Consider the following 22,219-nt stretch of genomic DNA (forward strand, 5'->3'; position numbering starts at 1 on the left):
TGCGGGTCAAGTGGACCTGTGGTTCAACACCAGTGGCACCAACGCAGGTGACAGCGGCACAGGCATTTGTCTTGATAATCATTTTTCACCCGACGGGCGAGCACTTCGCTGCGCCCGCATAACTTGAGGAAGACCCTATGTTTGAAGTGAAGAAACTGGCGCTGGCGCTGAGCCTGACGGCTGTTGCCGCTGCGTCGCATGCCGCAGGTACGCTGATTTACTGTTCCGAAGGCAGCCCGGAAGGCTTCGACACCGCGCAATACACGGCCGGCACCACCTTCGATGCCGCCGGTCACGCGCTCTTCAACCGCCTGACCCAGTTCAAGAAGGGCGGCACCGACGTCGAACCCAGCCTGGCCGAGTCCTGGGCCATTTCCGCCGATGGCCTGACCTACACCTTCAAGTTGCGCAAGGGCGTCAAGTTCCACACCACCGACTACTTCAAGCCCGGTCGTGACCTGACCGCCGACGATGTGATCTTCACCATCGAGCGCATGGTCAACAAGGAGCACGCCTTCAACAAGGCCTACCCGGCGCAGTTCCCCTACGCATCCGACGTGGGTCTGGAGAGCAACACCGAGTCGGTCACCAAGACCGATCCGCTGACCGTGGTCGTGAAGCTCAAGAAGCCGGATCCCGACCTGCTGGTCAAACTGGCCATGCCGTTCGCCTCCGTGCTGTCCAAGGAGTACGCCGACAAGCTGCTGGCCGAAGGCAAGGCCAGCATGATCAACCAGCAGCCCGTGGGCACCGGCCCGTTCGTGCTGCGCCGCTACGAGAAAGACGCGCAGATCCGCTACGCCAAGCACAAGGACTACTGGAACGCCAAGAACGTGCTGGTGGACAACCTGATCTTCGCGATCACCACCGACGCGTCGGTGCGCTTCCAGAAGCTCAAGGCCGGCGAGTGCCACATCATGTCCTTCCCCAAGCCGCAGGACATTGCCGCGATGAAGACCGACCCCAACCTGAAGGTCGACACCGCCCCGGGCTTCAACATCGGCTACCTCTCGTACAACACCGAGAAGGCCCCGATGAACAAGCTGGAAGTGCGCCAGGCGCTGGACATGGCGATCAACCGCAAGGCGATCATCGACGCGGTCTACCAGGGCCAGGGCCAGGAAGCCGCCAACCCGTTCCCGGCTTCGCTGTGGTCCTACAACAAGAACCTGAAGAACGCCGCCTACAACCCCGAGAAGGCCAAGGAGCTGCTGAAGAAGGCCGGCGTGGCCGAAGGCACCGAGATCACCCTCTGGGCCATGCCGGTGCAGCGCCCCTACAACCCCAACGCCAAGCTGATGTCCGAAATGATCCAGGCCGACTGGGCCAAGGTGGGCATCAAGGCCAAGATCACCCAGTACGAATGGGGTGAGTACCTCAAGCGCATGAAGAACGGCGAGCACGACACCGGCCTGATCGGCTGGACCGGGGACTACGCCTCGCCCGACAACTTCCTGGGCGTGCTGCTGACCTGCGAGGCCGTGGGTGGTTCCAACTACGCGCGCTACTGCAGCAAGGAATTTGATGGCTACACCCTCAAGGCCCGCAACAGCACCAACCAGAAGGAACGCACCGAGCTGTACATGAAGGCGCAGGAAGTCTTCAAGAAAGACCTGCCCTGGACGACCATCGCCCACTCGACGGTCAACCAGCCAATGCGCAAGAACGTGTCCGGCTTCGTCATCAGCCCCTTCGGCGACTACAACTTCGAAGGCGTGGGCGTGAAGTAAAGTCTTCGCTTTGGCTCACATGGCAGGCGTCAGGTTTGACGCCTGCTTTTTTTGTATTTGCATAACAACAAGGAGTGTTCTCTCATGCTGAGATACCTTCTCCAAAGACTGCTGGTGCTCATACCCACCTTTCTGGGCATCACGCTGCTGACCTTCTCGCTCATCCGGCTGATCCCGGGTGATCCGGTGGAGGTCATGATGGGCGAGCGCACGCTCGACCCCGAAATGCACGCCGCCGCGCTCAAGAAGCTCGGCCTGGACCAGCCGCTGTACGTGCAGTACGGCCGTTACCTGGCCGATCTGGCGCAAGGCAACCTGGGCCAGTCGCTCAAGACGCAGGCCAGCGTCTGGGCCGAGTTCAAGTCGCTGTTCCCGGCCACGCTGGAGCTGGCGCTGTGCGCGCTGCTGATCGCGCTGGTGTTCGGCGTGATTGCGGGCGTGCTGGCGGCCGTCAAGCGCGGCACCTGGCTGGACCACACGGTGATGACGGGTGCGCTCACCGGCTATTCGATGCCGATCTTCTGGTGGGGCCTGCTGCTGATCCTGATCTTTTCGGTCGGCCTGGGCTGGACGCCGGTGTCCGGGCGGCTCGACCTGATGTTCGATGTGCCGCCGCAGACGGGCTTCATGCTCATCGACGCCTGGCTGGCCGAGCAGGCCGACCCCGAGCTCAACGCCGGCGCCTGGTGGGATGCGGTGCGTCACCTGATCCTGCCGGCCGTCGTGCTGGGCACCATCCCGCTGGCGGTGATCGCGCGCATGACGCGCTCGTCCATGCTGGAGGTGCTGCGTGAGGACTATGTGCGCACCGCGCGTGCCAAGGGTCTGTCGCCCTCGCGGGTGGTTTTCGTGCACACGCTGCGCAACGCGCTGATTCCGGTGCTCACCGTGGTCGGCCTGCAGGTCGGCACGCTGATGGGCGGCGCGGTGCTGACAGAGACCATCTTCTCCTGGCCGGGCATCGGCAAGTGGCTGATCGAAGCGATCGGACGGCGCGACTACCCCGTGGTGCAGAACGGCATCCTGCTGGTCGCCACCCTGGTGATCCTGACCAACTTCACCGTGGACTTGCTCTACGGTGTGGCCAACCCTCGCATCCGGGTGACCTCATGAATTTCAGAGAATTCTGGCGAGCCTTCTCGCTCAACAAAGGGGCCGTGGCCGGTCTGCTGTTCATGGCCGTGGTGGTGCTGCTGGCGCTGTTCGCGCCGCTGGTCGCACCGCACAGCCCGATCGAACAGTACCGCGACCACTTCCTGCAGGCCCCCGTCTGGGCCGGCGGCAGCTCGCAGTTCCTGCTGGGCACCGACGAGCTCGGCCGCGACCTGCTCTCGCGGCTGATCCACGGTGCGCGGCTGTCGCTGCTGGTGGGTCTGGTGTCGGTGCTGATGGCGCTGGTGCCGGGGGTGATCCTCGGTCTGGTGGCGGCCTTCGCCGGCAAGTGGGTCGACTCGACCATCATGCGCGTGATGGACATCGTCATGGCACTGCCCTCGCTGCTGATGGCGGTGGCCATCATGGCCATCCTTGGTCCGGGTCTGGTCAACGCCATGATCGCGATCGCGCTGGTGTCGCTGCCAGCCTATGTGCGCCTGGTGCGCGCCTCGGCGATGAGCGAGCTCAAGCGCGACTACGTCACGGCCGCACGGCTGTCGGGCGCGCGCACGCTGCGCCTGATGTTCGTGACCGTGCTGCCCAATTGCACGGCGCCACTGATCGTGCACGCCACCATGAGCTTCTCGGCCGCGATCCTCGAAATCGCGGCGCTGGGCTTCCTCGGCCTGGGCGTGCAGCCGCCGCTGCCCGAGTGGGGCACCATGCTCGCCTCGGCGCGCGACTACATCGAGAGCGCCTGGTGGGTGGTGACATTGCCGGGCCTGACGATCCTGCTGTCGGTGCTGGCGATCAACCTGGTGGGCGATGGTCTGCGCGACGCGCTCGACCCCAAACTCAAGTCGGCCTCATGAACGGGCAAGGAATACCAACATGAGCCTTCTGGACATCCAACAACTGAGCGTCGAGTTCGGCGCCAAGGGCCGCGGTTTTCGCGCGGTCGATTCCCTCGACCTGCAGCTGAACCAGGGCGAGGTGCTGGGCATCGTCGGCGAGTCGGGTTCGGGCAAGTCGGTCTCGATGATGGCGATGATGGGCCTGCTCGCGGGGCAGGGGCGCGTGAACGCGCAGCGCCTGCACTTCGACGGCCAGGACCTGCTCACCATCAGCGACCGGCAGCGGCGCAAGATCCTGGGCAAGGACATGGCCATGATCTTCCAGGACCCCATGACCTCGCTGAACCCGTGCTTCACCGTCGGCTACCAACTTGAAGAGGTGCTGCGCGAGCACATGGGCCTGCGCGGCGCGGCGGCGCGCGCGCGGGCGCTGGAGCTGTTGCAGATGGTCGAGATCCCGGGCGCGCAGAGCCGGCTGGACAGCTACCCGCACCAGTTCTCCGGCGGCATGGCGCAGCGCGTGATGATCGCGATGGCGATCGCCTGCAACCCCAAGCTGCTGATCGCCGACGAGCCGACGACGGCGCTGGACGTGACCATCCAGGCGCAGATCATGGAGCTGCTGGTGCAGCTGCAGCAGGCGCACCACATGGCGCTGATCCTGATCACGCACGACCTGGCGGTGGTGGCCGAAGTGGCGCAGCGCGTGGCCGTGATGTACGCGGGCCAGGTGGTCGAGCAAGGCCCGGTGGACCGGCTGTTTGCCGCGCCCTCGCACCCCTACACCGCCGCGTTGCTGCAGAGCGTGCCCGAGCACAGCCGCGGCGCGCGTCGCCTGCACACGCTGCCGGGCATCGTGCCCGGGCAGCACGACCGGCCGGCCGGCTGCCTGCTGTCACCGCGCTGCCCGAAGGTGCAGGAACGCTGCCAGATCGAACGCCCCGGACTGCTCGCCCATGAGGGCACCCAGGTGCGCTGCTTCTTCCCCCTCGTGGCCGAGGAGGTGGCGTGATGAACAATCCAAACCAATCACCGATGAGTCCGTCCGCTGCACCCGTGATGCAGGCCGAGTCACTGACGCGCCACTACGGCGTGTCGCAGGGCGCGTTCAAACCGAAGCTGACCGTCAAGGCCCTGGTCGATGTGTCCTTCTCGCTTGCCGCCGGTCAGACGCTGGCGGTGGTGGGTGAATCGGGCTGCGGCAAGAGCACGCTGGCGCGCCAGCTCACGCTGATCGAGGAGCCGACCGAGGGCCGCCTGCAGGTCGGCGGCGAATGGGTCGTGCCGGGCGACCGCACGCAGTACAAGCGGCTGCGCAGCCAGGTGCAGATGGTGTTCCAGAACCCGTATGCCTCGCTGAACCCGCGCCAGAAAATCGGTCACCAGATCGCCGAGCCGCTGCTGCTGAACACCACGCTGTCTGCAGACGAGCGAAAGCAGAAGGTGCAGGAGATCCTGCAGCGCGTGGGACTGCGCCCGGAGCACGCCGACCGCTACGCCCACATGTTCTCGGGCGGTCAGCGCCAGCGCATCGCGATTGCGCGGGCGATGGTGCTGCAGCCAAAGATCCTGGTGGCGGACGAGCCGACCTCGGCGCTGGACGTGTCGATCCAGGCGCAGGTGCTGAACCTGTTCATGGACCTGCAGGAACAGCTGCAGACGGCCTATGTGTTCATCTCGCACAACCTGGCGGTGGTGGAACACATCGCGGACCACGTGATGGTGATGTACCTGGGGCGGGTGGTGGAGTCGGCGCCGAAGGAGGCGCTGTTTTCACGCGCGCTGCATCCGTACACGCAGGCGTTGCTGTCGGCGACGCCCTCGATCGATCCGGCGCAGCGGCAGAAGAAAATCCCGATCACGGGCGAGCTGCCGAGTCCGCTGAATCCGCCCTCTGGCTGTGCTTTTCACAAGCGCTGTCCTCGGGCGGATGCGCGTTGTTCTTCCGAGTTGCCGCTGTTGCGCGAAGTTGAAGGGCGGCTGGTGGCTTGTCACCACGTCTGACTTCTTGCTCTGACGTTTTTCCTTCGGCGCTCTGGCTTTGCTGGCAAGGGCAGGTGGTGCGGGTGGTCGTTCTCCGTCCCACCTCGCGGGGGTCTGCGCGGGTGTGCCTGCGGCACTTCGTCAACGACTCTGTGGTGATCCAGCGCGTGGGCAACCGCGAATGGGGACTGCGCCCGTCCACCCGCACCACCTGCCCCGAGTGAGGTTTGAGCTTGCGTTGTCCGTGGTGCGCTCGTGCGTTGGTTCAGGGTGATGGCGGCAGCCCCGGGCGCAGGCCCCATTCGCCGTTGCCACAGAGTGTGCGAGCGGTACCGGTGTTGACGCAGCAGCGGTTGCGAACCCGTTCCTCCGACGGCGAGCGTGGGCCGGAGCACGGGGCTGCCGCCATCACCCTGCGCGAGGTGCAGGCGATCAAACCAACAAGAACTCAGGAAGAAAACTGCAGAGCAGCCAGCCGCGCATACACCCCACCGAGCGCCACCAGCTCGGCGTGCGTGCCTTGCTCCACGAGCCGGCCGTGGTCCAGCACCAGGATGCGGTCGGCCTGCTGCACCGTGGCCAGGCGGTGCGCGATCACCAGTGTCGTGCGGTCCTTCATCGCCGACTCCAGCGCCGCCTGCACCATGCGCTCGCTCTGCGCGTCCAGCGCACTCGTCGCCTCGTCCAGCAACAGCAGCGGCGGGTTCTTGAGCATGGCGCGCGCGATCGCGATGCGCTGGCGCTGGCCACCCGAGAGCCGCACACCGCGCTCGCCCAGGAAGGTGTAATAGCCCTCGGGCAGGCGCGCGATGAACTCGTCGGCAAACGCCGCCTTTGCGGCGGCAAGCACCTCCTCATCGCTCGCACCGGGCTTGCCGTAGCGGATGTTCTCCATCGCGCTGCTGGAGAAGATCACCGGGTCCTGCGGCACGATGCCGATGCGCTCGCGCAGCGCCTGGAGGTCCAAGTGGTGGATCGGTGCGCCGTCCAGCGTGATGGTGCCCGAGGCCGGGTCGTACCAGCGCAGCAGCAGGCCGAACACCGTGGTCTTGCCGGCGCCGCTGGGACCGACCAGGGCCACGGTCTGGCCCGGTGCCACGTCCAGCGTCAGGTCCGACAGCGCGGCCTGGTCCGGGCGCGAAGGGTAGTGGAAGGTGATGCTGTCAAAGCGCACCGCGCTGCCGCCCTGCGGCCAGGGCACCGACACTGGTTGCGCCGGCGACTGGACCGGCGAGCGCAGCGCCAACAGCTCCATCAGGCGCTCGCTCGCGCCGGCCGCGCGCAGCAGGTCGCCGTAGACCTCACCCAGCACCGCCACCGCGCCCGCCAGGATGATGATGTAGACCACCGTCTGGCCCAGGTGGCCGGCGCTGATCTGCCCTGCGATCACCGCCTGCGTGCCCTGGTACAGGCCCCACAGCAGCAGGGCCGCGGTGCTGATGATGATGAAGGCGATCAGCGCGGCGCGGGCTTTGCTGCGCCGCACGGCGGTGAGGAAGGCGCTGTCGGTCGAGGCCGAGAAGCGCTGCGCCTCGCGGTCTTCGGCCGCGTAGCTCTGCACCACCGGAATCGCGTTGAGCACCTCGGCCGCAATGGCGCTGGAATCGGCCACGCGGTCCTGGCTGGCGCGTGAGAGCTTGCGCACGCGCCGGCCGAACCACATGCTGGGCGCCACCACCAGCAGCAGGATCAGCAGCACCTGCGTCATCACGTAAGGGTTGGTCCAGATCAGCATGCCCAGCGCGCCGATGCCGGTGACCGCGTTGCGCAGGCCCATCGACATCGACGAGCCGACCACGGTCTGCACCAGGGTGGTGTCGGTGGTCAGGCGCGAGAGCACCTCGCCGGTCTGGGTGGTCTCGAAGAACTGCGGGCTCTGGCGCAGCACATGGCTGTAGACGGCGTTGCGCAGGTCGGCCGTGACGCGCTCGCCGATCCAGCTGACGAAGTAGAAACGCACCGCCGACGAAAGGCCCAGCAGCACCGCCACGCCGAACAGCTGCAGAAAGTGGCCGCGCAGGGCCATGGTCTGGTCGCCGCGGTCGGCCGAGACCAGCCCGCCGTCGATCAGCTGGCGCAGCGCCAGCGGAAACAGCAGCGTGGCCACGGCGGCCAGCGTCAGGAACAGCAGGGCGCCGGCGATCTGCCAGCGGTAGGGCCGCAGGAACGGCAGCAGGCCGCTCAGGGATGTGGGGGTGGTGGCGCGGGGGCGGTCTGCCGGCGAAGGGGTGCTCATGATGTGCAGTGTGCCCCGATAATTCGGGGCTCTTCGACAGGCGCTCGACCCATCGGTCGGACAGGCCTGTCCGTTTCGCTGTCTGGACAAGTCTCCCATGCCTGCTTCCCGGTTTGCCCTTCTCTCACGCGTTGCCCTTGGTCTTGTGGTGGCTCTTCTGTCGGCCTGCGGCGGTGGCTCCGATCAGGACGCGGCGCCGTCTTCCAACACGACGACCAGCGCGGACGCGCCGGCGGGAACCACCAGTCTGCTGGATGAGTGGGCGCGCTACGCGGATTCCGGGCAACCGCTGCTGGTGGACGGCGAAGACGCCACCGAGGCCCATCTTGGAAAAGCCGCACGGCTCAACAGGGAGCAGCTGGGTGAGTACCAGAGAAAGTCTGCCAGCGCGCAGAAGTCCGGTTTGCTGACGCCCAAGGCGTTCACCGGGCTGGTTCCTGTCTACCGATTCCTCAACCGCCAGACCGGTGCGCACTTCTACACCATCGATACGGCCGAGCGGGACCTCGTCATTGCGACGATGCCGCAGTTCAACTATGAGGGCCAGGCATTCCTCGTCAGCCCGACCGCTCAGCCGGGGTTGCTGCCGGTGCACCGGTTCAACAACACGGTCAACGGTGTGCACCTCTACACGATCAGTGAGGACGAGAAGAACTACATCCAGGCCAACCTGCCCAGCTATGTTTACGAAGGCGTGGCCTACCATGCCAGCCCGGTCGGCGGTGCCGGGCTCAAGCCGCTGTTCCGTTTCTACCGGTCCGACCGGGGGCTGCACTTCTACACCGCCGACCACACCGAGCGGGATGGCGTCATCGCCAGCCTGTGCGCGTACCGGTATGAGGGCCCCGCCTACTATGTGATGGACCCTGCGGCGGTGTCCGACCCACCGACGGCAACGCCCAATGCGGTGGTGCTGGTGGTGGGAGACTCCCTGTCCCAGGGCTACGGTACCAGCATCAACGGCAACCCCTACAGCTTCGTGTCGCCGGGCAAGGTCTGGACCCAGAAGCTCGCCACGGAGATCAGGACCCGCACAGGACGGGCCTGCAACCGGCTGGTCAATGTCAGCGTGGGCGGCATGCGCACCGACCACGGTCTGGCACGCATCCAGGGGTGGTTGAACCAGTACGCGCCCACCCACGTCATCCTCGCGCAAGGCACCAACGACGCCTGGCAGAACCGGGGGGTGTGGTCCATGGAGGCCAACCTGGGCGCGATGGCGCAGGCCAGCCTCGCGGCGCACGCCAGGGTGTATGTGATGGACTTTGCGTTCTACCCCAAGGGCAGCGCGTACCGCCAAGGCATGACGGAGATGTACCAGCGCGTGGCGACCAACAACGCGGGCACCTACTTCGCAGGATCGGGCGGCATTCCGTTCACCGGCACCTACTACCACCCGGACCAGGTGCACCTGAAGGACGCCGCGCAGCCGGCCATCCTGGAGAACGTCTGGCAGGCGCTCGTCCCCTCTTTCTGAGGGCGTTCAGTGGGGGGGCGGCACCTGGGCCAGAACCCGGGAATGGGCGCGTTCCAGTTCACCGATCAGGTCGTCGATCTGTGCCATGAACTGGTCGCGGCTGGCATAGGGGTGGCGGGTGATCAGTGCGGTCGAGCGATCAGCCAATTCGGGCTCGCCGGCCTGGCGGGCCCAGCGGCGCACCTCGCAGTAGGCCAACAGGGCCAGGCGGCCCATGTCGCCGGTGCGGCGGGCGTGTTGCATGTCGCCGAGGAGGTCCTCAAGGCCAACTTGCAGGGGAGCAGTGGTGGTACCCATGGTGCAGCGCAACATTATGGGTAAAACCGTTATGGGTTGCAACGAGTGAGCGCGTTTTAGGGGTTTCTCCCTTTTTGAGACCGCCCGCCGCCTTTGTGTGCTCAGAGCACCAGGCGTTTCGCGTAGCCGGTCATCTCCAGGTAGCCGCGGCCGACGCGTTTTCCATTGCTGTCGAACAGGTTGGACAAACCTTCCCAGTACACGGTGCCGGTGCTGCCCCGGGCGTCCAGTTCCTGTGGGTCGATCACCGCCTTGACGGTGTAGAAGTCGCCCGGTGTGCGCACCATCCACTCCACCGGATAGCGCGCACGGGTGCGCGGGCTGGTCCAGTGGCGCTGCGGCACCCAGTCCAGTTCCCCGGGCCGGAAGCGATAAATGTCGGTGGGGCTCTGGGCGCTGCCCGCGGCGCGGAAGGACCCACCCGCCCAGAGCTTGCTGCCGTCTGCGCGCCGCAGCTGGAAGGCTGTGATGCTGTGGCCTCCCTCCTGGTTCATGCCGAACCAGTCCCAGCCCACCGCATCGGGGTGCATCAGCGCCTCGCTCCACTCGTGGTCCAGCCAGGCCGTGCCCTGGACCTCGAACCGCTGTCCTTTGAGGTCCAGCGTGCCACGCACCGCCAGCTGCGGGTGGCTGACGTAGAAGCTGGCCTGGGACGGCTCGGGGCCCTTGCGCGAGAAGCCTTGGTCGCCCTGCAGCAGCCAGGCCTGTGTGGGCGTGACCTCCAGGTCGATCTGCAGCTCGTCGCCCGGGGCGCGGGTGGTGTAGCGGCCGTCGGCCTCGCGGCGCAGGAACCAGTCGCGGATCGCCACATGGGTATCTTCGGTGCTGGCGAACACCGCGCGCTCGGTGCGCGCCGGCGGTTCGCCGTTCCAGCGCGCGATGCGCTGGTCGTGCAGCAGCCGGCCGCTGTGCACGTCGGTGATGGCGGCGTGCGCGAACAGCAGCTGGCGCGCGGCGAGGCGGCCGGGCAGGGCTTCGGTGCCGTCGACCCGGCTGCGGAAGAAGGTGATCTGGAAGCCGAACTCGCGCCCGCCGACGTCTTTCGCGTGGCCGGTCAGGTACCACCACTCGGTGCGCGTGTCGTTGTGGGTGCCGTGGTCGCGCGGGAACACCAGCGGGCGCGGCACCAGATCGCGTGAAAGCGCAGGCAGCGGCGCCGCCAGCCCGGCGGCGATCAGCGCGCGGCGCGTGAGACCGTCCATCACCAGTCCTCCTTGACCGCCTGGACCGCATCGCGGCCGGCGGCGGCGCGCCCGGCCAGCCAGGCCGTGACCGTGCCGGCGGCGACCACGGCGGCGCACAGCGCCAGCAGGCGCCACCAGGGCAGCGACAGCTCCATGGTCCAGTGAAAGCTCTGCGGGTTGACCACGTGCACCAGCACCACGCTCACCGCCAGCCCGAGCGCCAAGCCGGCGAGCGCCCCCAGGGCGGTCCACGACAGGCCTTCGAGCGCCACCACGCCGAGGATCTGCCGGCGCGTCAGCCCCAGGTGGGCCAGCAGCCCGAACTCCTTGCGCCGCGCCAGCACCTGGGCGCTGAAGCTGGCCGCCACGCCGAACAGGCCGATACCGATCGCCACCGCCTGCAGCCAGTAGGTGACGGCGAAGCTGCGGTCGAAGATGCGCAGCGAGGTGGCGCGGATCTGGCCCGCCGAGGCGAATTCGATCAGGTCCTGTGCGCCTGCGGACTGCGCCAGCACACGGATGGCCTCGCGCACCGCATCTTCGTCGGTATCGGGCGACAGGTGCAGGGCGAGGTCGTTGACGCGGCGGTCGCCCGAGAGCCGCTGGTAATCGGCCAGGTCGATGACCACGCTGCCGTGCTGGCGCGCGTAGTCGCGCCACACGCCGGCCACGAAGAAGCGGGTGCCCGCCGGCAGGGCCGGGAACGCTGGGGCGAGCGCGTCCAGCGCGCCGCCCGGGCGCGCGCTGTGCAGGTCCACCATGGCCTCGCTCACGTACACCGCGACCGCGCCCACCGGCGGGATCACCGCGTCGCCGACCAGGGGCAGGCGCTGGCCGGGCACGCCGGTGTCGTCGTGCACCAGTGGCCGCGCCAGCAGGGTCACCGCCGGCCGGGCCGGGTCGACCAGCACCTCGGTGGCGCGCAGCGGGTCGACGCGGTTGACGCCCGGCACCGCACGCACCGCGGCCACGAAGTCCGGCGGCAGGGCCTGCCCTTGCGCGCCACTGCCCGCACTGCGCACATACAGCTGCGCCGGCAGCACGCCGTCGAGCCACTGCGCCACCGAGTCGCGGAAGCTCGCCACCATCACCGTCAGCGCGACCGACAGCGCCAGGCTCGCGACCACGCCGCTGGTGGCCACGGCGGCGGTCTCGCGCAGGCGCCGCGAGCGTTCGACCGCCAGCAGGGGCAGGGCCAGCCTGGCCACACGGGGCGCCACGCGGTCCAGCAGAGCGCCCACCGCCAGCGGCAGCGCCGCGATGCCGCCCACCAGCAGCAGGCCCACCGACACATAGGCGGCCAGCGGAATGCCCGCGACCGGCGGTGCCCAGGCCAGGGCTGCGGCCAGGACCATCAGCCCCAGAGCGAGCCGGTGGCTTCGCCGGGACACCGGGCCGGATGCCCCCAGCCCCTTCAGCGCCAGGGCCGGCGCCATGGCGGCGGCGGCGCGCGCCGGCCACCAGCCGCCGACCAGGGCGGCGACCACGCCCAGTGCGCCGTAGACCAGGGCGGCGGGCGTGCTCCAGTGCAGCGAGGGTGCGACGCCCGAAAAGTAGCCGCCACCCAGGTCGCCTCCCAGCAGCCGCAGCGCGGCCACAGCCAGGCCGGTGCCCAGCGCCACGCCCAGCGCGCTGCCGATCAGGCCCAGCACCGCCGACTCGGCCAGCACCAGACGCAGCCGCTCCGGCGCCGACAGGCCCAGCACGCCCAGCAGCGCAATCTGCTGCTGCCGCCGCGCGACCGACAGCGACAACACCGAGAACACCAGGAAGCCTCCGGTGAACAGCGCCACCAGCGCCAGCACGGTCAGGTTGACCCGGTAGGCGCGCGAGAGGTTGTCGGCGCGCTCACCCGCCTGGCCCGGCGGCTGGGCGATCACGTGGGGCGGCAGGGCGAGCCCGCGCAGCAGTGCCTGGGTGTCGGTGCCTGGCGCCAGGCGCAGGTCGATGCGGCTGACTTCCCCGGTGCGGCCCATCAGCGCCTGCGCCGCCGCGATGTCCATCACCAGCATGGGCGCGCCGGGCGCGTTGACGCTGCCGGCCACCCGCAGGGTCGCGCGTTCCAAGCCACTCTGCACCTGCAGCGTGGCCGGCAGATCGCCCGAGGGCGCCAGCACCTGCCGCGCCGCCGGGTTGAGGAACACCGCATCGGGGGCAAACAGCTCGAAGCGTCCCTGGGCGGCCGGATCGTCGCGCGGCGTGGGCTGCGGCATCAGCGCGGGTGAGACGGCGGCCACCGACAGCGCATCCACGCCGACCAGCCGCACGCCCTGGCGCCGGGCATTGGCGAGCAGCACCGAGGTGGACACTTCCAGCACCGGGCTGGCGGCGGCCACACCGGGTGCCTGCGCCACCGGCTCCAGCAGCGCGTCGTCCAGCCCACCCTGGCGCGCGCGCAGCGACAGGTCGGGCTGACCGTTCACCGCGCTCACCGCCCCGGAAAACTCCGCCAGCGCCGATGCATTGATCAGCTGCACCGCCAGCGCCAGGGCCACGCCCAGCATCACCGCCACCACGGCAGCGACCGTGCGCCATGGGTGGTGGCGCAGTTCCTGCCAGGAGTAGGTCTTGAGCAGCGCAAACATCGTGTGAGCTTAGCGCTCCGGCCAGGCTCCCCATGGGGGACGTGGTCATGTGGTCCAATACGGGGTTTCCAACCAACTTTCCCTTGAGACCGACATGGGCAACAAAATCGTCACCGAAGCCGACCGCAAAGCCACTCCCCGTCCCACCGCCGCCGACGGCGTGGTGCTGCCCACCCCCGGCCGCGGCCAGCGCGTGAGCCTGGAGCGTGGTGTCGCCACGCGCAGCAAGAAGAACCCCGGCAAGCGTTCGAAGAAGGGCGGCTGATCGCCTGGGGTCCGGTCCCCACCCCGAGAAAAGGCCCGTCAGGGCCTTTTCTGCTTTTTGGGCCCGCCGATTAAAATTGCCGGCTTCACCGGGGGTGCCGGGCCCGCAGCAATGCGGGCGGCGGCTGAGAAATACCCCTCTCACCTGATCTGGGTTGTGCCAGCGTAGGGAGCGTGACAAGCCGGTCCGCCGTTTGCCGTGGTCCGTCCTGCTCAAGCCCTCGCGGGCGTTTTGACAAGGCGGATGCACATGCAACGGCGGTTTCTCTTTTCGGCGCTCCTCTCCCTTTCTTCGTTGTCGCTCGCGGGCCTGGCCCAGGCGCAGGCACCGATGCCGCTGCGGGTGCTGACCCACAGCTCGTTCGACCTGCCCAAGGAGCTGCTGGCGCAGTTCGAGAAAGACGCGGGCGTGCGGCTGCAGATCGTCAAGGCCGGCGATGCGGGCGAGATGACCAACAAGCTCATCCTCACCAAGGCCAAGCCGATCGCCGATGTCGCCTACGGCATCGACAACACCCTGCTGCCGCGCGCGCTGGCCGCCGGCGTGGTCGAGCCCTACACCGGCCCGGCGGCGCAGCGTGCGGCGGCGGTGAGCATGGACGGCGGCGTGGTGCCGGTGGACTTCGGCTACGTCAACCTCAACATCGACAAGGCCTGGTTCGCCAAGAAGGGCCTGGCGCTGCCGGCCTCGCTGGACGATCTGGCCAAGCCCGCCTACGCCAAGCTGCTGGTGGTGCAGAACCCGGCGACCTCCAGCCCCGGCCAGGCCTTCCTGTACGCGACCATTGCCGGTCTGGGCGAAGAGGGCGCATTCCAGTGGTGGGGCCGGATGCGCGGCAACGGTGTGAAGGTGGTCAAGGGCTGGACCGAGGCCTACTACACCGAGTTCACGCGCAACGGCGGCACGCGCCCCATCGTGGTGAGCTACGCCAGCAGCCCGGCGGCCGAGGTCTTCTACAGCAAGGAGAAGATCACCGAGTCGCCCACCGCCAACCTGTTCCTCAAGGGCGGCGTGTTCCGCCAGGTCGAGGGCGTGGCCCTGGTCAAGGGCGGCAACCCGGCCGCGCGCGAAGCCGCCGGCAAGTTCATCGAGTTCCTGCGCTCCGCCCCGGCGCAGCAGGCGCTGCAGACCACGATGTGGATGTATCCGGCCGAGGCCGGCGCGGCGCGGGTGGACGTGATGAAGGCCCATGCGGTGGAGCCGACGGCGTTCGACAACCCGTCGGCCGCCGATGTGTCCGCCAAAAACAAGGCCTGGCTGCAGCGCTGGACCAAGACAGTCTTGAAGTGAGGATGTCTCGCCGCTGGCTGCTGCCTGCGCTGCCGCTGGTGTTTCTGGCGGTGGTGCTGGTGGCGCCGGTGCTGCGGCTGCTGGCCGAGGGGCTGGCGCCTGGCGCGGCCGACGGCGCCGAGCCGCTGCGCTGGCTGGACGTCTGGCAGGACGATTACCTGCGCTGGCGCGTGCTCTGGTCGTTCGCGCAGGCGGGCATCACCTGCGCGCTGGCCCTGCTGCTGGGCCTGCCCTGCGCCTGGGTGCTGGCGCGGCGCGAGTTCCCGGGGCGGGCGCTGGTGTTGCGCCTCTTGATGCTGCCCTTCGTGGTGCCGACCCTGGTGGCGGCCATGGGCGTGCTGGCGCTTTGGGGGCCGCGCGGCCTGATCGGCGGGCCGCTGGCCGAGGTCGGCATCGAGCTCGCCGACACGCCCTGGCTGCTGCTCTACGGCAACCTGTTCTTCAACCTCTGCCTCGTGGTGCGCGCCGGTGTCGACGCGCTGGAGCAGGTCGGCGCGCAGCGGCTCGCAGCCGCGCGCACCCTGGGCGCCACGCCCTGGCGCGCGTTCTGGCGCATCGAATGGCCGGCCATCGCGCCCTGGCTGGCCTCGGCGCTGTGCCTGGTGTTCCTCTACTGCTTCGCGGGTTTCGGCCTTGCGCTGGTGCTGGGCGGCCAGCGCTACGCCACCGCCGAGGTCGAGATCTACACCCTGGTGGCGCACGAGCTGGAGCTGGGCCGAGCGGGCGTGCTCGCGGTCTGGATGATGGCGCTGACCGGCGCGGTCGCGCTGGCCTACGCCTGGCTGGAGCGGCGGCTGGCGGCGCCGGCGCGGGTCGCGCCTGTGCCGCGGCAGCGGCCGGCCACGGCCCTGCAGTGGCTGGGTGTGGCGGGCGCGATGGGGCTGCTGGTGCTGGTCTGTGTCGCGCCGCTGGCGGCCATCCTCTGGCACGCCGCGTCGGCGCTGTTCGTCGGCCAGGGCGCGGCCGTGCTCACCGATGCCGACACCCTGGCCGCGCTGGGCAACACGCTGCGTTTCTCGGTGCTGGCCGTGGTGTTCGCCACCGCGCTCGGCCTGTCGCACGCCTTCGCCCTGCAGTCTTCGGTGACCTGGCGCGCGCTGGCTTTCCTGCCTTTCGTTGTCTCGCCGGTGAGCGTAGCCTTTGGCCTGCTGCTGCTCTACCCCGACTGGAGCGCGAGCCTGCCGGTGCTGCTGGCGGCCTACGCGCTGCTGGCCTGGCCTTTCGTCACCAAGTCTGTAACCGCCGCGCTTGACGGCCTGCCGGTCCACTGCGCGCAGGCCGCGGCCACGCTCGGTGCCACCCCCTGGCGCGTGTTCCGGCGCGTCACGCTGCCGATGATCGCGCCTGCGCTGCGGCGCGGCATGGCCTTTGCCGCCGCCACCGCGCTGGGCGAGTTCGCTGTCACGCTGTTTCTCTCGCGGCCCGAATGGACCACGCTCACCACCCTGATCCACCAGCACCTGGGCCGGCCCGGCGCCGCCCCGCTGGATGCGGCCTTCGTGCTCGCGGCGCTGCTGATGGCGCTGGCGCTGCTGGCCTTCCTGCTGATCGAGGGCCGCGACCGCCGCGCCGGGGACAATGCCCGCCATGCTTGAACTGCGCGACATCCACAAACACTGGCACGACGCACCCGAATGGCCGCTGCTGTCTGGCGTGAACCTGCGCGTGGACGCGGGCGAGACGGTGGCGCTGCTCGGTGCCTCGGGCAGTGGCAAGAGCACGCTGCTCAAGATCGTGGCCGGGCTCGAAGCGCCGGAGCAGGGCAGCGTCTGGTTCGACGGCGTGGACATCACCGGCTGGCCGCCCGAGCGGCGCCGCTTTGCGCTGATGTTCCAGGACTTCGCGCTGTTCCCCCATCTGAACGTGCGCGACAACGTGGCCTTCGGCCTGATCGAGCAGCGCGTGCGCAAGGCCGAGGCCCGTGATCGCGCGCAGGCCATGCTGGCGCGCTTCGGCCTGGCCGGTCACGGCGACGCGCGCGTCTGGACCCTTTCGGGCGGCGAGCAGCAACGGGTGGCGCTGGCGCGTGCGCTGATCACGCAGCCCAGAGCGCTGCTGCTGGATGAGCCTTTCAGCGCGCTGGATGCCCACCTGCGCGAGCAATTGCGCGACGAGTTTCGCGAGCGCATCACCGAGGCCGGCATGGCCGCGATCCTGGTGACGCACGACGCGCAGGAGGCCCAGGCCATGGCGCAACATGCGTGGACCTTGCGTGAGGGGCGCCCGCAGCCCCTGTGGTGAGCGTTCGCAGAGACCCTTGCATTCTTCCGGGCATAAGATGCCTGGTCATTAATTGACTAGGCAGGTATATACTGTGGCTCCCTTCGTCGCCCGCCGCTGCCATGTCCAGAACTCCGAAACCCGTCCAGTTTTACAAGGCGGAAACCTACAACGCCGAGGAAAGCCTGGGCTTTCTCATGAAGCGGATCTTGCTGTCTGTCGTCCAGCAGGTGGACAAGCGGCTGGTGGCGCATGACCTGACCACGGCACAGTGGGGGCCCCTCAAGCACCTGCAGTCCAACGGTGGTCGCAGCACGGTGGCCGAACTGGCCCGCTGGACGAACTCCGATGCCGGCGCCATGACGCGCCTTCTGGACCGGCTGGAGAAAAAAGGACTGTGCAAGCGTGTGCGTTCGACCGAAGACCGGCGGGTGGTTCTGGTCGACCTCACACCTGAGGGCGAGGCGGCTCTGGTGCATGTGCCGCAGGTTCTGTCGGACGTGCTCAATGCCCACCTGGCGGGGTTTTCCAAGTCGGAATGGGAGGCCCTCAAGGGTTACCTGACACGCATGGCCGAGACCGGGGATGCATTGCGCGACGCCGGGTGAAGCTTTGCAACGGTGCGCGTTTTTTTTGGCTCAAAAATTTGACTAAGCAAATGAAGCCTGATCAGTTAATTGACTTCCGCCTCGGCTCTGCTGTGGTGGTTCTGGCCGCGGCCGGTCTTCTGGCTGGTTGCGCCAGCACCGACGGGATTTCCGCATCTGCACGGCAGCTGAGTGCCTCAGACGTGGGTTTGGCGCAGACCGCGGCGCCCGCTCCGCTGGCCACCGACTGGTGGAAGGCCTGGGGTGACGACACGCTGTCGGATCTCATCGAGCAAGCCCTGCGATCGCAGCCCAGCCTGAAGGTCGCTCAGGCAAGGCTGGCCCGGGCGCAGGCCGCGGTGGAGGGCGAGCAGTCCACCAGCGGCCTTCATGTGAATGCGTCGGCCGACACCACCCGTGAGCATTTCAGTGCCACCAGCATCTACCCGGCTCCGCTGGGTGGCTCCATACGGACCCTGGCAAACGTGCAGGTGGCCGCCCAGTGGGAGTTCGACTTCTTCGGGCGCCACCGGGCCGCCCTGGACGCGGCGCTGGGCCAGACCCGTGCCGCGCAGGCCGACCTGCAGGCCGCCCGCAACCTGTTGGCCAGCCAGGTGGCACAGACCTGGGTGCAGCTGGGACGGCTGCAGGCGCAGCGCGAGGTGGCGCAGCGCACGCTGACCCAGCGGCAGCAGATGCTGGCCGTGATCCGCCAGCGCGTGGACGCGGGGCTCGACACCCGTGTCGAACTGCGCCAGGGGGAGGGGGCTTTGCCCGACGCGCGCCAGCAGATCGAAGCGCTCGATGAACAGATCGCACTTGCGCGCCATGCGCTGGCCGCGTTGGTGGCGCAGCCACCGAACGCATTCGAGACACTCAGGGTGGACCTGTCGCGGTTGCAGGCCGGTGATCTGCCAACCGGGGTGCCGGCGGACCTGCTCGGCCGCCGGCCCGACCTGGCCGCCGCGCGCTGGCGCGTGGAAGCTGCCATGCGTGGGGTGGACGTGGCCCGTGCGCAGTTCTATCCCAACGTCAATCTCGCGGCGTTCATCGGGCTCTCCAGTATCGGGCTGGACCGGTTGATCGAGGCCGACAGCCGACAGTTTGGCGTGGGGCCGGCGATCCGCCTGCCGATCTTCGACAGTGGCGCCCTGCGCGCCAACCTGCGGGGGCGCACCGCCGAACTGGACGCTGCCATCGAGGGCTACAACAGCGCGCTGCTGGAATCGGTGCGCGACGCGGCCGACCAGCTGAGCAGCCTGCAGTCGGTGCAGCGCCAGCAGGCCGAGCAGGCCCAGGCTCTGGCCGCCGCCGAATCGGCGTACGACATCGCGCTGCAGCGCTACCGCGCTGGTCTGACCGGCCACCTCACCGTGCTGACTGCCGAGACCACGCTGCTCACCCAGCGCCGCCTGGGCGTGGACCTGCGGGCCCGCGACCTGTCCGCCCGCATCGGTCTGGTGCGCGCACTGGGCGGTGGCTACACGGACGACACCCCCACGCCATCGCGCGGCTGATGCCACACCCCAACGCTCACGGAATTTCGACATGACCACCCCCGACACCACCACCCCCGCCCCCCAAAGCAACACCGCCCGCCGCAAGGCACTCACCGGCGTGGCCGCCGCCGTGGCGCTGGCCGCCGTCGGCTACGGCGCCTACTGGGCGCTCGTGCTCAATCACTACGAAACCACCGACAACGCCTATGTGCAGGGCAACGTGGTGCAGCTCACCCCGCAGACCGGCGGCACCGTGGTGGCCATCAACGCCAACGACACCGACCACGTCAAGGCCGGCCAGTGGCTGGTTCGCCTGGACCCGGCCGACGCCCAGGTTGCGCTCGACCAGGCCGAGGCGCAGCTGGCCCAGACCGTGCGCGAGGTGCGCACGCTGTACGCCAACAACCGCACGCTGGCCGCGCAGATCGCCTTGCGCGAGGCCGATCTGGCCCGCGCCCAGAGCGAGCAGGCCCGGTTGCAGGACGACGTGAACCGCCGCCAGCCGCTGGTGGCCACCGGCGCCGTGGGGCGCGAAGAGTTCAACCACTTCAGCGCCCAGCTGGCCGCGGCCCGCAGCAGCGCCGAAGCGGCGCGCTCGGCCCTGCTGGCCGCGCGCGAGCAGCTCGCGTCCAGCCAGTCGCTCACCGACGGTATCGCCTTCGACCAGCACCCGAGCGTGCAGCGCGCCGCTGCGCGGGTGCGGGAGGCCTTCCTGGCGCTGCGCCGTGTGGAGGTCCAGGCGCCGGTGGACGGCTATGTGGCGCGCCGCAATGTGCAGCTTGGCCAGCGCGTGCAGGCCGGCGCGCCGCTGCTGTCGGTGATCGCACTCGACCAGGTCTGGGTCGAGGCCAACTTCAAGGAAAACCAGCTGCAGAAGCTGCGCCTGGGCCAGCCGGCCGAGCTCACCGCCGATGTGTACGGCTCCAAGGTGGTTTACCACGGTCAGATCGATGGCCTCGGTGCCGGCACCGGCGCAGCCTTCGCCCTGCTGCCGGCGCAGAACGCGACCGGCAACTGGATCAAGGTGGTGCAGCGCGTGCCGGTGCGCATCAAGCTCGATGCCGCCGAGCTCCAGCAGCACCCCTTGCGCGTGGGCCTGTCGATGGAAGCCCGTGTGGATGTGAGCCAGACCGATGGTGGCGTGCTGGCCGCCGACGCCAGCACCGCAGCCCCGGCCGAGACCAAGGTGTTCGAGCAGGACAGCCGCGAGGCCGATGCCCGCGTGCACCAGATCATCGCGGCCAACAGCGGCGGCGCCCGTGCCCACGCCGCCGTCGCGGGCGGCAACGGAGCCTGATCATGTCGGCCGCCGTCACCGCGCAGCCGGACGCCGCTGCGCCACCACCACCGCCTTCACCTCCCGCGCGGGCAGTGGCCTATCCGCCCCTGCAGGGGCGGGAGCTGGTGCTGGGCACGCTGGCGCTGTCGCTGGCCACGTTCATGAACGTGCTCGACACCTCCATCGCCAACGTCTCCATCCCCGCCATTGCGGGCGACATGGGCGTGAGCCCGGCCCAGGGCACCTGGGTCATCACCTCGTTCGCGGTGGCCAACGCCATTGCCGTGCCGCTGACCGGCTGGCTCACCCAGCGCTTCGGTCAGGTGCGCCTGTTCACCATGAGCGTGCTGCTGTTCGTCGTGGCGTCCTGGCTCTGCGGCCTGGCGCCCAACATCGAGCTGCTGATCGCCTTCCGCGTGCTGCAGGGTCTGGTGGCCGGTCCCATGATCCCGCTGTCGCAGACCCTGCTGCTGGCCAGCTACCCGCCGGCCAAGGCCGGCATGGCGATGGCCATGTGGGGCATGACGGTGCTGGTCGCGCCGGTGGCCGGCCCGCTGCTGGGGGGCTGGATCACCGACAACATCTCCTGGCCCTGGATCTTCTACATCAACATCCCGGTGGGCATCTTCGCCGCCGCCCTGACCTGGTCGATCTATCACAAGCGCGACCCGGGGCCGCGCCGCGTGCCGCTGGACGTGGTGGGCCTGCTGCTGCTGGTGCTGTTCGTCGGGACCATGCAGATCATGATCGACAAGGGCAAGGAGCTCGACTGGTTCGAGTCCGGCGAGATCATCGCCCTGACCGTGGTGTCGGTGGTCAGCTTCCTGTTCTTCCTGGCCTGGGAACTGACCGACCAGCACCCCATCGTCGAACTGCGGCTCTTCGCGCGGCGCAACTTCCTCACCGGCACACTCTCGCTGTCGGTGGCCTATGGTCTGTTCTTCGGCAACGTGGTGCTGCTGCCGCTGTGGCTGCAGCAGTTCATGGGCTACACCGCCACCTGGGCCGGCCTGGCCACGGCGCCGGTGGGGCTGCTGGCCATCGTGCTCTCGCCCTGGGTCGGCAAGAACGTCGCTCGCATCGACCCGCGCAAGCTCGCCACCGTGGCCTTCGTGGGCTTTGGGGTGGTGCTGTGGATGCGCTCGCACTTCAACACCCAGGCCGACTTCACGACCATCCTGATCCCGACGGTGTTGCAGGGCGCCGCCATGGCGTTCTTTTTCATCCCGTTGCAGGCCATCGTGTTTTCGGGGCTGACGCCGCAGCAGATGCCCTCGGCCGCCGGGTTGTCGAACTTTGTGCGCATCACCGCAGGTGCGGTCGGCACCTCGCTGTTCACCACCCTGTGGGACAACCGTGCCGCCATGCACCATGCCCAACTGGTTGAAGCCGTGCACAGCGGCAGCGCCACCGCCGTGGGCACCCTGGACCAGCTCATGGCCTCCGGCATGAGCCGTGAGCAGGCGCTGGCCAGCGTTGACCGCATCCTCAGCCAGCAGGCCTACACCCTCGCGGTGACCGACCTGTTCTATCTGTCCTCGGGCCTGTTTTTCCTGCTGGTCGGCGTGGTGTGGCTTTCCAGGCCTGCGCGCGGTGCTGCGGGCGGGGGTGGCGGGGCGCACTGACGGCTGCATGAGA

19 protein-coding genes and 1 riboswitch are annotated in these 22,219 nt (G+C 68.7%); of the genes, 15 read left to right on the top strand and 4 right to left on the bottom strand.

The window, feature by feature from the left end; translation table 11 throughout:
- The first annotated feature begins 137 nt into the window (after nt 1-137).
- The 6 genes from HPF_RS07570 (at nt 138) to HPF_RS23630 (ending at nt 5,886) form a co-directional block, all read left to right on the top strand.
- The gene (locus tag HPF_RS07570) at nt 138-1,730 is read left to right on the top strand and encodes an ABC transporter substrate-binding protein (RefSeq protein WP_066150119.1); all 1,593 of its coding nucleotides are present in this window, start codon (nt 138-140) and stop codon (nt 1,728-1,730) included.
- Nucleotides 1,731-1,814: 84 nt separating this feature from the next.
- Nucleotides 1,815-2,843 (top strand): ABC transporter permease subunit, encoded by a 1,029-nt coding sequence (locus tag HPF_RS07575; protein WP_133156213.1) that lies wholly within the window; start codon nt 1,815-1,817, stop codon nt 2,841-2,843.
- Nucleotides 2,840-3,697: an ABC transporter permease subunit gene (locus tag HPF_RS07580; protein WP_066150124.1), complete on the top strand. Its 858-nt coding sequence runs from the start codon at nt 2,840-2,842 to the stop codon at nt 3,695-3,697. The genes HPF_RS07575 and HPF_RS07580 overlap by 4 nt, the downstream gene beginning before the upstream one ends.
- Nucleotides 3,698-3,716: 19 nt before the next feature.
- A complete protein-coding gene (locus HPF_RS07585) occupies nt 3,717-4,691 on the top strand; it encodes an ABC transporter ATP-binding protein (protein WP_133156214.1) in 975 nt (324 codons plus the stop codon).
- Entirely contained in the window at nt 4,691-5,683 is a 993-nt protein-coding gene (locus tag HPF_RS07590) for a dipeptide ABC transporter ATP-binding protein (protein WP_207959325.1), read from the top strand. Before HPF_RS07585 ends, HPF_RS07590 begins: the two co-directional genes overlap by 1 nt.
- A gap of 62 nt (nt 5,684-5,745) precedes the next feature.
- On the top strand, nt 5,746-5,886 hold the full coding sequence (locus tag HPF_RS23630; RefSeq protein WP_164868443.1) for a hypothetical protein: 141 nt from the start codon (nt 5,746-5,748) through the stop codon (nt 5,884-5,886).
- 224 nt (nt 5,887-6,110) lie between these two features.
- Here HPF_RS23630 and HPF_RS07595 read toward each other — a convergent pair whose 3' ends face one another.
- Nucleotides 6,111-7,898, bottom strand: a complete 1,788-nt coding sequence (locus HPF_RS07595) for an ABC transporter transmembrane domain-containing protein (RefSeq protein WP_133156215.1) — start codon at nt 7,896-7,898, stop codon at nt 6,111-6,113.
- A gap of 148 nt (nt 7,899-8,046) precedes the next feature.
- On the opposite strand from HPF_RS07595, the gene HPF_RS07600 reads away from it, so the two are divergent.
- On the top strand, nt 8,047-9,375 hold the full coding sequence (locus HPF_RS07600) for a GDSL-type esterase/lipase family protein (protein WP_165961665.1): 1,329 nt from the start codon (nt 8,047-8,049) through the stop codon (nt 9,373-9,375).
- Nucleotides 9,376-9,381: 6 nt separating this feature from the next.
- Here HPF_RS07600 and HPF_RS07605 read toward each other — a convergent pair whose 3' ends face one another.
- The 3 genes from HPF_RS07605 to HPF_RS07615 all read right to left on the bottom strand — a co-directional run bounded on the left by HPF_RS07605 (nt 9,382) and on the right by HPF_RS07615 (nt 13,441).
- A complete protein-coding gene (locus tag HPF_RS07605; RefSeq protein WP_066150139.1) occupies nt 9,382-9,618 on the bottom strand; it encodes a hypothetical protein in 237 nt (78 codons plus the stop codon).
- Between the two features lie 155 nt (nt 9,619-9,773).
- Nucleotides 9,774-10,874 carry a lipocalin-like domain-containing protein gene (locus tag HPF_RS07610; RefSeq protein WP_133156217.1) on the bottom strand — a complete coding sequence of 367 codons (1,101 nt, stop codon included), beginning with the start codon at nt 10,872-10,874 and terminating at the stop codon, nt 9,774-9,776.
- The gene (locus HPF_RS07615) at nt 10,874-13,441 is read right to left on the bottom strand and encodes an ABC transporter permease (protein WP_133156218.1); all 2,568 of its coding nucleotides are present in this window, start codon (nt 13,439-13,441) and stop codon (nt 10,874-10,876) included. Before HPF_RS07615 ends, HPF_RS07610 begins: the two co-directional genes overlap by 1 nt.
- A gap of 94 nt (nt 13,442-13,535) precedes the next feature.
- Here HPF_RS07615 and HPF_RS23635 point away from each other — a divergent pair, with 94 nt between their 5' ends.
- The 8 genes from HPF_RS23635 (at nt 13,536) to HPF_RS07650 (ending at nt 22,206) form a co-directional block, all read left to right on the top strand.
- A complete protein-coding gene (locus HPF_RS23635) occupies nt 13,536-13,706 on the top strand; it encodes a hypothetical protein (protein ID WP_165961666.1) in 171 nt (56 codons plus the stop codon).
- A gap of 80 nt (nt 13,707-13,786) precedes the next feature.
- Nucleotides 13,787-13,895: riboswitch (TPP riboswitch) on the top strand.
- A 60-nt stretch (nt 13,896-13,955) separates the two neighbouring features.
- Entirely contained in the window at nt 13,956-14,996 is a 1,041-nt protein-coding gene (locus HPF_RS07620) for a thiamine ABC transporter substrate-binding protein (RefSeq protein WP_133156219.1), read from the top strand.
- Between the two features lie 2 nt (nt 14,997-14,998).
- Nucleotides 14,999-16,591 (top strand): ABC transporter permease, encoded by a 1,593-nt coding sequence (locus HPF_RS07625; protein ID WP_133156220.1) that lies wholly within the window; start codon nt 14,999-15,001, stop codon nt 16,589-16,591.
- The gene (locus HPF_RS07630) at nt 16,584-17,237 is read left to right on the top strand and encodes an ABC transporter ATP-binding protein (RefSeq protein ID WP_127806690.1); all 654 of its coding nucleotides are present in this window, start codon (nt 16,584-16,586) and stop codon (nt 17,235-17,237) included. Before HPF_RS07625 ends, HPF_RS07630 begins: the two co-directional genes overlap by 8 nt.
- Nucleotides 17,238-17,413: 176 nt before the next feature.
- Nucleotides 17,414-17,824, top strand: a complete 411-nt coding sequence (locus HPF_RS07635; protein WP_241559591.1) for a MarR family winged helix-turn-helix transcriptional regulator — start codon at nt 17,414-17,416, stop codon at nt 17,822-17,824.
- 50 nt (nt 17,825-17,874) lie between these two features.
- The gene (locus HPF_RS07640) at nt 17,875-19,320 is read left to right on the top strand and encodes an efflux transporter outer membrane subunit (RefSeq protein WP_133156221.1); all 1,446 of its coding nucleotides are present in this window, start codon (nt 17,875-17,877) and stop codon (nt 19,318-19,320) included.
- A 31-nt stretch (nt 19,321-19,351) separates the two neighbouring features.
- The gene (locus HPF_RS07645) at nt 19,352-20,599 is read left to right on the top strand and encodes an HlyD/EmrA/EmrK family protein (protein ID WP_133156222.1); all 1,248 of its coding nucleotides are present in this window, start codon (nt 19,352-19,354) and stop codon (nt 20,597-20,599) included.
- Nucleotides 20,600-20,601: 2 nt separating this feature from the next.
- Nucleotides 20,602-22,206, top strand: a complete 1,605-nt coding sequence (locus tag HPF_RS07650) for a DHA2 family efflux MFS transporter permease subunit (RefSeq protein WP_133156223.1) — start codon at nt 20,602-20,604, stop codon at nt 22,204-22,206.
- The last annotated feature ends 13 nt before the right edge of the window (nt 22,207-22,219 follow it).

Source organism: Hydrogenophaga pseudoflava (assembly GCF_004353865.1).
GTDB lineage: Bacteria > Pseudomonadota > Gammaproteobacteria > Burkholderiales > Burkholderiaceae_C > Hydrogenophaga > Hydrogenophaga pseudoflava.